Origin of the sequence: Paenibacillus sp. CF384 (assembly GCF_900106745.1) — a bacterium.
In the GTDB taxonomy this organism is placed as follows: Bacteria; Bacillota; Bacilli; order Paenibacillales; family Paenibacillaceae; genus Paenibacillus_Z.
Genome location: NZ_FNNV01000024.1, coordinates 66,051 through 75,050 on the forward strand (window position 1 = coordinate 66,051; position 9,000 = coordinate 75,050).

Below are 9,000 nucleotides of genomic sequence, written 5' to 3' on the forward strand. Positions count from 1 at the left end.
AGGGGAATAATAGATATGATGAAATCTACAGGAATTGTGCGTAAAGTAGATGAACTGGGACGTGTAGTAATTCCGATTGAATTGCGCCGTACGCTCGGAATCGGTGAGAAGGATGCTCTTGAGATCTACGTGGATGGCGAGCGCATCATGCTTAAGAAATATGAGCCGGCTTGTATCTTCTGTGGTAACGCAGAGAATGTCGCTTATTTCAAAGGTAAAATCGTATGTAACGTTTGTTTAACAGAAATGCCGACTCCTGTTACAAAATAAGAGACGACAAATTCAGTTTTATAGGTTATAATACATTTATCAAACCTGTTAATTCTAACCTTTTTATACTCCTTGATGCCTTCCTGAGCCATGTCGGTCAGGAAGGTCTTTTTTTTTGTCTTCCGATAGCCTTCTATTTCTTCATTACTTCATTATATACATCACGTTTCTGCATGCCTCGATCAAGTGCTGTTCGTTTGATGGCTTCTTTCCGATCCTCACCTTGCTCCTCGTATCGGCTCACATGCTCTTCCAACTCTAGCCCGCTCCACCATACCGGATCATCCAGCTGCAATTGAGCCGATTCTTCTTTGCTCATACCTGCAATAACCAAACAATACTCGCCAAGCGGCGGATTCTCTTCCAGCCACGCCATACACTCGGCAATTGTTCCTCGGGCAGCTTCTTCATGACGTTTCGTTAATTCACGAACCATCGCCATCTTCCGGTCACCTAACTGCTCTAGCATCACTGCAAGGGTTTTTGTGATTCGGTGCGGCGATTCGTAACAGATTAATGTCGCCTCTTGCCTCTGCAATTGCTGCAGCCATGCGGTGAGCGACTTGCGATCTCGCGGAGGGAACCCCGTAAATAGAAACTTTTCTGTCGACAAACCAGAGATGATTAATGCAGACAACGCTGCATTCGCGCCTGGTATCGGTACAATGGCAATTCCACTTTCAGCCGCAGCTGCTACAAGATCGGCTCCGGGATCGGATATTGCCGGAAGCCCCGCATCACTGACGAGTGCAATGGATTGTCCGCTCGCGAGCAATCGGATAAGTTCTGGCCCGCTCGCCTCCTTATTATGCTCATGGTAGCTGACAAGCCTAGTCGAAATTTCAAAATGTGCCAGCAGCTTGCGTGTTTGGCGTGTATCCTCTGCTGCGATCATATCCACTTCTTTAAGGATTCGAATCGCCCGAAAAGTCATGTCTTCCAAATTACCAATCGGTGTTCCAACCAGATACAATGTTCCGGCTATGCCATTACTACTGGCTTCTGTTGCACTGAAACTACGCTGTACAATCATTTGGATGAATCCCTCGTTCCCGCTCCCGGCGCTAGATCGCCGTAATAGATCCGCATTAACTCTTCATTATATTGTCGCTGTTCATTATATACGATCATCGGCGGCAGCAGCTTCACATCCGGTTTACCATCTCTGGCCGCTTCAATCAGGACCATATTGGCTTCGGCACCTGCATGCGGATGTACGAAGCGAATCCGCTTCGGTTCAAGCTTCCATTTGCGGAACGTTTCCAGTATTTCAACCAACCGATTAGGACGATGCACCATGGCGACCCTCCCGCCTGGTCGTACGAGTCGCGTACATGCTGCTACAATATCATCCAACGTCCCATTACGCTCATGCCTTGCTGCAGCAAAATGCTCATTCTCATTCTGATCCCCTGTTCCAGCAGGCATATAAGGTGGATTAACCGTAATGACATCGTAATTTCCATGTCCGCTTTGTTTATAGAAATCACGCAGGTCACCTTCATAGATATGAATACGATCCTCGAGCCCATTCGCTTTTACACTTCGCCTTGCCATATCCGCAAGCCGAGGCTGAATTTCAACAGCGTCAATCTGGGCTTTTGTCCTTGTCGTTAAGAGCAGTGGTATAACGCCATTGCCCGTGCATAGATCCAGAATTTTACCGCGCGGCGGCACAGCCGCGAAACGAGCCAACAATACGGCATCCATGGAGAAGCTGAATACTTCCCGGCTCTGGATAATATGCAGCTGATGCGTTAGTAAATCATCCAGCCTTTCATTCGGCTCCAGTGTTACTTCATTATTCATCATTCATTGCTCCTTACGTCTGCCAAATTCGAACCGCTTGAATATGCAAACAAGACCCTATGGAAGGGTCTTGTCTCTTATTCCTTATTGAGAAACGAAAGGCAGAACAAACAGTCGCCTTCCGTTCGCAAATGTCCATAATACAAATTACAAATATGAAAACCTTCATGATACAATCTCGCCAAATTATCGTACCCTTGCCCGACGCCTATCGCGTCACTTGCCAGCACGGGTTCATCGATTGGCATGGCATGAGAATCATCTTCCACGGCAGCGGCCGGTACCGGCTTCGGTGTAAGACTGGCCGTTTCCCGCTTTAATACTTTGCGCAACTGCTGATTTTCTATGCTAAGCCGGTTGTTTTCTTCCAAGAGCGACTTGATCTTCTGTTTCATCGCTCCCAGCTCCTGATGCAGGCTTCCCATATGGGATTCCAATTCGCTGATTTGACTAAATATGTCTTTTTTCAAGTCTCCACCCCAAGGCTATACAGCTTCGGATTCGCTTACTTATTTCACTACAACATCATCAAGCGGTAATTCCTTCGGTTTGCCGCCATCAAACAGCTGTACATACACCGATTTGGAGCCCGCATTGATTCCGGTTACTTTACCTTCACCATAAGAAGTGACAACAACCTTACCCACTGCCGGCAATTCTTCGCGAACGCTCTCATAATTGTCATGCTCATATTTCAAGCAGCACATGAGACGCCCACACAAGCCGGAAATTTTGGTTGGATTAAGCGATAAGTTCTGATCCTTCGCCATCTTAATGGACACCGGTTCAAAATCGCCGAGCCAAGTCGAGCAGCATAGTACGCGTCCGCAAGGTCCAATGCCGCCAAGCATCTTCGCTTCATCCCGCACACCGATTTGTCTAAGTTCAATTCGTGTACGGAATACGCTGGCCAGATCCTTAACGAGCTCACGGAAATCAACGCGGCCTTCAGCTGTGAAGTAAAAAATAATTTTGTTGCGATCGAACGTAAATTCGACATCAACGAGTTTCATCTTAAGCTGATGATCTCTTATTTTCTCAAGACAGGTCGCAAACGCATTGCGTGCGGCTGCCTTGTTCTCTTCGACAATTTTGGCGTCGTTGTCACCGGCGATCCGAATGACTTTCTTAAGAGGCAGGACAACATCCGATTCTCCGACTTGCTTCTGTCCAACCACTACCTTACCGTATTCAATCCCTCTTGCCGTCTCAACAATGACATGCTGATCCTTATCAATTGGGAAATCGACCGGGTCAAAATAATAGATTTTGCCCGCCTTCTTGAAGCGGACACCAACGACGTTATACAACGTTTCACCCCTCCTGTACACGGATTAGCAGCTGCTCAAGCGCTAATTGCGGCGATACATGCGCGCGCATGCGTTTGCCTGCCTCAAGCGTATACTCCATACATGTCACCCAGCCCTCAGCCGAACGTGAGAATGCATGTTTACCAATCCAATCAAGCTGATCTATAAAAACAAGAGCCTCGTGTCTTCCTGCTTGAAAATGAATCATATCTTTGTACCATAGAACGAGTAATGACAACAGAAGCTGAGGCTGCTCACCAAGCTCCGTCTTAAAAATATGCTGTTGCGCAGACATCATCGCCGCAGTAAACCGCGTGAGACTGTCCTTTCCTAATTGTATCACTACGTTTCTCATTTCTGCAAACCCATTCTGCTGGATAAGCGCCCTGCACGCATCTAATCCCGATGCGAGATGAACGGCAGCACGGGCAGACAGCTGAGGAACACCTTCATTCGCCAATGTTTGCAGCATGTCATCGGGTGCAAGCGGCATAAACGGAACCCACTGCGTTCGTGAACGGATGGTTGGCAGTACGGCTTGTCCATTCTCCGTCAGAAGAATCGCGACAACCGGCGATTGCGGCTCCTCCAGAAACTTCAGCAAGCTGTTCGCGGCTTGCAGCGTCATGGTTTCAACGCGCTGCACGATATAGATCTTTCGTGACGTGCTTATATTTCGATAGGCAAGCTCTCTTTGAAGCTCGCGAATTTGGTCGATTTTAATGGAGTTGCCATCTGGTTCTACCAGATGCAAATCCGGCTGGTTGCCATGCTCGAACTTCCGGCACTCCAAGCATTCGCCGCAAGCGTCATCGCCTTCGCCTGTACAGAACAATGCTTTGGCAAACGCCATCGCCATGTTCATCCGCCCGCTTCCGGGCGGCCCACTGAATAAATAGGCATGCGAAACTTTGCCGCTTGTCAGCGCATAAAACAAAATGCGTTTCGCCTTCGGTTGCCCGGCAAGCTGTGCAATGCTCATGGTAAAGATCCCCTCTATGCTAGAAAAACAAATTAATGAGAATGCCGCGAATATCGCCGACTTTTTGCAGCAGCTCAAGTCGTCCTTCTTCACTTTCAAGCAGTTCTTCACCCATCAATACGAGGGAAGAATCTATTTCTTCTAATAACTTATATCGTTTCGTACGGCCGCGACGGTCAAACCCGCGCGTTTCCTTCATTCCTATACCTCGTCTGACGGTATCCTCGAGGAATTGCTTTACCATCTGGCGATAAAGTCGCAGCTCTCTGACGGTCATCGATCTTGCGAGTCGTTCGCCTTGATTATGAATATTCTGCAGTTTCTCCTGCAGCTGTTCAATCGTACGCTGTTCGTCCTGAAAGTTCATCACATCTGCAAAGTTCTTAGGCGCAATCGGTTTGGAGCCGAGATCCGGCCGCGCTCGGTCTTGCCCTAAAGGACGCCAGCCCGGATTAATCTTCATTGAAGTTCACGTCCAATCAGAAATGTTCGAACCGCTCTACCGGTACGACGAATACGGCAGCGCCGCCAACTTGCACTTCAACAGGGAACGGAATGTAGGCATCTGTCGTGCTGCCCATAGGGGATACAGGTGAAACAAGTTGATCACGGACTTTACAGTTTGAACGAATCACCGTCATCACCTCATGAACCCGCTCATCCTCAATACCGATCATGAAGGTTGTGTTGCCTGCACGCAGAAAACCGCCGGTACTAGCCAGCTTTGTTGCCCGGAATCCCTCTCTTACAAGTGCATTCGACAACCGGTTGCTATCTTTATCCTGTACAATCGCAATAACTAATTTCATCAATATCCCTCCTAAAATTTTCGAAAGACATCGTTACCTTATTATTAATTTGACATCCCTTGTAAATAATCCTTTAAAATCGTCTATTTATTATAGCCATGACATCATTCAACACGTTCTCTTGCGTTTGTTCGGCATTAACACGCACAATTCGATCCGGATCGGCTGCCATGAGCCTGCGATACCCTTCTCTCACCTTCTCATGAAAAGCCAAACTCTCTAGGTCGAGTCTGTTGATTTCTCTCTCCGAAGTAGCATTAATCCGTGCTAAGCCCGCTTCCGCAGAGATATCCATCCATATCGTCAATTGCGGCATGAACCCTTCTATCGCAAATTGGTTAATCGACCATACTTCCTCGATCCCAAGTCCGCGCGCATACCCTTGATAAGCTAGGCTGCTGTCGACAAAACGGTCACATAGGACCACATCGCCTTGAGCTAGCGCCGGCAGAACCTTCTCCACAAGATGCTGTCGTCTGGCCGCTGCGTATAGAAGTGCCTCCGTTCGTGCATCCATGGATGTATTGGCTGTATCCAGTATCACATTCCGAATCTGCTCGGCAATCGGGATGCCTCCTGGTTCTCTTGTCATTATGACATTTCTGCCTTGGGCTCTAAGTGCACGTACTACGCCCTCTATAAGGGTCGTTTTACCTGCTCCTTCGCCGCCTTCTATCGTCAAAAACAACCCTTTTTCCACTTCAGTACTCCTCTGTCTGTTAATACCCTTATCATATCAAAGCCAATCATAGGCGTAAACGACTAGCCCGTCCGTAGTACGGTTATTGTTTGCATCGTCGGATCTGACGCTCCCTGACATCTTGCGCCGTGCTCCATCAACTGTTGGATGTAAATTATCGTTTCCTCCGTAATGCGTTCGCCTTCATATAACAATGGGATGCCGGGGGGATAAGGAATGACCGCTTCTACGGTGTAACGTCCCGCCGAATTCGACAATGGAATGGTTTCCGTCCCATTCGAAGCATGTTGCACGCCTGATCTCGTGAATACAACCGGTTCCGACATTGTTCGGTGATGTTCGATTGGCATTTCGACGTTTTCCCTGGCTTTCAAACCTTCACGCTCAATCTCTTCCGCGATCGCATGCAGTGCTTCTTGAAGTCTGTCTACATCTGAATCGGATGCCGCCAGCCCAAATAACAAGACTACATAACGAAGGTCAGCCATCTCGGCATAACAGCCGTACTTCTCCAAACGTTGCTGCAGGTCAAACCCCGACAACCGACCATGAGCTTCTCGCAAAATAACACGAATCGGATCTACCCTAATTGCAGCTGCTGATGATCGCCCCTGTTCCTCATCCACTATGATTGTTTCAAATGCTGATTGGTCTTTGATCCAAGCTCTAAACCTACGAGCAGCATGAATGCCTTGTTCAAAAAGATCACTGCCATACGCTTGCAGCATAGCCCGTGTCATATCGAGTGAAGCTATAATGGGATACGATGGACTTGAGCTCTGTATCATTCGCAGTGCATCAGCAAGCGCCAACGTATGGATTCGTTGACCTTGAACATGCAGCATAGCGCCCATTGTCAGTGCAGGCAATGTTTTATGTGTCGATTGCACGACAGCATCGGCGCCTGCTTGTATAGCGGAACGCGGAAATGCCGGATGCAGACCGTAATGAGCACCATGCGCTTCGTCAACAAGCAGCAGCATTCCATGAGCATGAATCTGCTTTGCATATGGCTCCAAGTCTATGCTGAGCCCATAGTAGCTGGGGTTCGTCAGAAATACAGCTTTTGCATCTGGGTATTTAGCCATAGCCTCTTCAACTTGCGAAATATCCGGGAGAACGTCTAAATTGCTCCCTGCATTCTTCTGAGGCATGATAAACACTGCACTTGCCCCTGCAAGCATTAAACCGTTTAAAACCGATTTGTGCGCGTTACGTTGTACAATGACTAGGTCTCCTGGCCTACATGCAGCCAATAACATAGCTAAGTTTCCAACTGTGCTGCCTCCTACGAGGAAGAAGGTTTGGTCCGCTCCGAATACCTCAGCAGCTAATGTCTGTGCTTCCTGAATGATACCTGATGGTGCATGGAGGTCGTCGGTCCCCGATATTTCTGTTACATCAATCCTCATTATGGATTGAAAGGTCTGTACGGCATTGTCATTCATGCCGGTCAGATGTGCGATAGACTGACCATATTTATGGCCAGGTACATGAAAGCTTACAGGATTTGATCGCTGCAAGGCTGTTAAGGTATCGAATAGCGGCGCATGCCACTGTTTGCTCTGAGTATCTGCCAAGCAACTTTCCCCCTGCTTAAACTTCTTCTTTCTCTCATCATAATCCATTATGAAGGCAACATAAACCTGTTGAAGACACAGCCTGTAAACAAAATAACCCCTAACCATTCTCGGGTATTTCTACAACTCGAGACGATATAGGGATTACTTGTTCCTTACACTGTAGCAGTTCGAGAGTTTAGGCATTATTTTGCATCCAGATCCGTTTTAGTTGGTGTATAAAGAAAGGGTATTTAGCATCCTGCACTTCTGTGCGTACCATCTCAACCTCGCAAGTTTCGCAAATAAACTCATCAATGATTCGAATGCCTTGTTCTTTCTCTTGACCGCAAATAATGCATGAGTTTCCCGTAATCTCTTCCATCATTTCGTTTCACCTCATCCAAGTGAAAATATGTCATTGCTTCTAGTATGCCACAAAGTCTAGCAAACTATACGACTTTCATAGCCCATTTCAAATAGTAATACAGTTTATGTTGAAGCGCCCAGATTGGTGACGAAGGGCTTGCACTTCTTTCGGGCAGGAAGTCTACACATTAATCAACCTTTTACCGATACATGGTGTAGAACGCAGAAAGGCGTGAACATCATGCGCGGTAAACTTGCTGAACAAGAGAAAGCAACAATCTATCAATACCAACTCATACAGAAGGTGCTCGTACGAGATGAACTGCGTCGAAGCCATCTCAGTATACTAGCCATTCTTGCTATCTTCCTCTGGCTCATGTATCACATGGAGGGAATGAAAGCACTCGGAATCGGATTCATTAGCACCTTCGTAATCCAGTTCATTATTACGCGGTTAACGCTCATCCGCGTTGACGAGCCGGATGATCGCAGATGGGGCTGGCGCATTATGCCGCCATGGATCGGTTACATTCCAACAGCTCACATCGAGCTTGCCTTGTATCGTAGATTGCATCGTCACTTATTATGGCTTGGTCTATGCGCCATTGGCGTCTTCTATCCATGGGCCAATGAAGCTACAATGATCAGTCTCATTATGTGCCATGTTTGGATATTAGCGCCCCGGCTAGTCATCATGCGCAAGCTTCGCAAAGCCAAACGCAACGGCGTGCTTCGCATCGCTGTATCTGAAGTCAGCTACTATCATCGGTAACCCGTTTCGAATGAAACGGAACGATGATGGCAGCTGACTTTGTGATTTAGGGACAACAAAAAACCGACCGTATAATTACGGTCGGTTCATCGTGCTTGGCGACGTCCTACTCTCCCAGGACCCTGCGGTCCAAGTACCATCGGCGCTGGAGGGCTTAACGGTCGTGTTCGGGATGGGAACGCGTGGGTCCCCTCCGCCATCGCCACCAAACGGTGAAATCGCGTGAGCGATACTCTGTTCAAAGCTTGCGCCTTGAAAACTGGATACGAACCTTTGCGAAGGTCTTAATTAGCTGATGTTGTTCCGAAGTTGAACATCCGAGCAGATGTTCGTAGGATAAGCCCTCGACCGATTAGTATTCGTCAGCTGCATGCATTGCTGCACTTCCACCTCGAACCTATCAACCTGGTCGTCTTCCAG

12 protein-coding genes and 2 rRNA genes are annotated in these 9,000 nt (G+C 47.8%); 2 read left to right on the forward strand and 12 right to left on the reverse strand.

The features are described from left to right. Nucleotides 1-15: 15 nt before the first annotated feature. Nucleotides 16-270: an AbrB/MazE/SpoVT family DNA-binding domain-containing protein gene (locus tag BLW29_RS28045; RefSeq protein WP_090648939.1), complete on the forward strand. Its 255-nt coding sequence runs from the start codon at nucleotides 16-18 to the stop codon at nucleotides 268-270. Between the two features lie 133 nt (nucleotides 271-403). On the opposite strand, the gene rsmI is transcribed toward BLW29_RS28045, so the two are convergent. From rsmI to BLW29_RS28095, 10 genes are all read right to left on the reverse strand, one after another. Beyond that, nucleotides 404-1,303 carry a 16S rRNA (cytidine(1402)-2'-O)-methyltransferase gene (gene rsmI, locus BLW29_RS28050; protein ID WP_090985936.1) on the reverse strand — a complete coding sequence of 300 codons (900 nt, stop codon included), beginning with the start codon at nucleotides 1,301-1,303 and terminating at the stop codon, nucleotides 404-406. Further along, nucleotides 1,300-2,082, reverse strand: a complete 783-nt coding sequence (locus BLW29_RS28055; RefSeq protein WP_256208996.1) for a tRNA1(Val) (adenine(37)-N6)-methyltransferase — start codon at nucleotides 2,080-2,082, stop codon at nucleotides 1,300-1,302. Before BLW29_RS28055 ends, rsmI begins: the two co-directional genes overlap by 4 nt. A gap of 74 nt (nucleotides 2,083-2,156) precedes the next feature. Beyond that, nucleotides 2,157-2,504, reverse strand: a complete 348-nt coding sequence (locus BLW29_RS28060) for an initiation-control protein YabA (protein WP_090985962.1) — start codon at nucleotides 2,502-2,504, stop codon at nucleotides 2,157-2,159. 84 nt (nucleotides 2,505-2,588) lie between these two features. Beyond that, nucleotides 2,589-3,389: a PSP1 domain-containing protein gene (locus tag BLW29_RS28065; RefSeq protein WP_090985940.1), complete on the reverse strand. Its 801-nt coding sequence runs from the start codon at nucleotides 3,387-3,389 to the stop codon at nucleotides 2,589-2,591. 4 nt (nucleotides 3,390-3,393) lie between these two features. Next, complete coding sequence (gene holB, locus BLW29_RS28070) at nucleotides 3,394-4,371, reverse strand: DNA polymerase III subunit delta' (RefSeq protein WP_090985941.1); 978 nt, start codon at nucleotides 4,369-4,371, stop codon at nucleotides 3,394-3,396. Nucleotides 4,372-4,390: 19 nt separating this feature from the next. Then, on the reverse strand, nucleotides 4,391-4,834 hold the full coding sequence (locus tag BLW29_RS28075) for a YaaR family protein (protein WP_090985943.1): 444 nt from the start codon (nucleotides 4,832-4,834) through the stop codon (nucleotides 4,391-4,393). Nucleotides 4,835-4,850: 16 nt separating this feature from the next. Next, nucleotides 4,851-5,180 (reverse strand): cyclic-di-AMP receptor, encoded by a 330-nt coding sequence (locus BLW29_RS28080; RefSeq protein ID WP_090985945.1) that lies wholly within the window; start codon nucleotides 5,178-5,180, stop codon nucleotides 4,851-4,853. A gap of 73 nt (nucleotides 5,181-5,253) precedes the next feature. Beyond that, complete coding sequence (gene tmk / locus BLW29_RS28085) at nucleotides 5,254-5,880, reverse strand: dTMP kinase (protein WP_090985947.1); 627 nt, start codon at nucleotides 5,878-5,880, stop codon at nucleotides 5,254-5,256. A 62-nt stretch (nucleotides 5,881-5,942) separates the two neighbouring features. After that, nucleotides 5,943-7,460, reverse strand: coding sequence for an aminotransferase class I/II-fold pyridoxal phosphate-dependent enzyme (locus BLW29_RS28090; protein WP_256208998.1), 1,518 nt, complete (start codon nucleotides 7,458-7,460; stop codon nucleotides 5,943-5,945). A 178-nt stretch (nucleotides 7,461-7,638) separates the two neighbouring features. After that, nucleotides 7,639-7,824 carry a sigma factor G inhibitor Gin gene (locus tag BLW29_RS28095; protein WP_090985964.1) on the reverse strand — a complete coding sequence of 62 codons (186 nt, stop codon included), beginning with the start codon at nucleotides 7,822-7,824 and terminating at the stop codon, nucleotides 7,639-7,641. 225 nt (nucleotides 7,825-8,049) lie between these two features. Between BLW29_RS28095 and BLW29_RS28100 the strand changes: the two genes are divergently transcribed. After that, entirely contained in the window at nucleotides 8,050-8,580 is a 531-nt protein-coding gene (locus tag BLW29_RS28100) for a hypothetical protein (RefSeq protein WP_090985951.1), read from the forward strand. A gap of 93 nt (nucleotides 8,581-8,673) precedes the next feature. Here BLW29_RS28100 and rrf read toward each other — a convergent pair. After that, nucleotides 8,674-8,790 (reverse strand): 5S ribosomal RNA (gene rrf, locus BLW29_RS28105). Nucleotides 8,791-8,912: 122 nt separating this feature from the next. Next, nucleotides 8,913-9,000 (reverse strand): 23S ribosomal RNA (locus BLW29_RS28110); the annotation flags it as partial.

Excerpts from the sequence above, each read along its gene's own strand:
- BLW29_RS28045 (WP_090648939.1), top strand. The coding sequence starts at position 16 with ATGATGAAATCTACAGGAATTGTGCGTAAAGTAGATGAACTGGGACGT.
- rsmI (WP_090985936.1), bottom strand. The coding sequence starts at position 1,303 with ATGATTGTACAGCGTAGTTTCAGTGCAACAGAAGCCAGTAGTAATGGC.
- BLW29_RS28055 (WP_256208996.1), bottom strand. The coding sequence starts at position 2,082 with ATGATGAATAATGAAGTAACACTGGAGCCGAATGAAAGGCTGGATGAT.
- BLW29_RS28060 (WP_090985962.1), bottom strand. The coding sequence starts at position 2,504 with ATGGGAAGCCTGCATCAGGAGCTGGGAGCGATGAAACAGAAGATCAAG.
- holB (WP_090985941.1), bottom strand. The coding sequence starts at position 4,371 with ATGAGCATTGCACAGCTTGCCGGGCAACCGAAGGCGAAACGCATTTTG.
- BLW29_RS28075 (WP_090985943.1), bottom strand. The coding sequence starts at position 4,834 with ATGAAGATTAATCCGGGCTGGCGTCCTTTAGGGCAAGACCGAGCGCGG.
- BLW29_RS28080 (WP_090985945.1), bottom strand. The coding sequence starts at position 5,180 with ATGAAATTAGTTATTGCGATTGTACAGGATAAAGATAGCAACCGGTTG.
- BLW29_RS28095 (WP_090985964.1), bottom strand. The coding sequence starts at position 7,824 with ATGGAAGAGATTACGGGAAACTCATGCATTATTTGCGGTCAAGAGAAA.
- BLW29_RS28100 (WP_090985951.1), top strand. The coding sequence starts at position 8,050 with ATGCGCGGTAAACTTGCTGAACAAGAGAAAGCAACAATCTATCAATAC.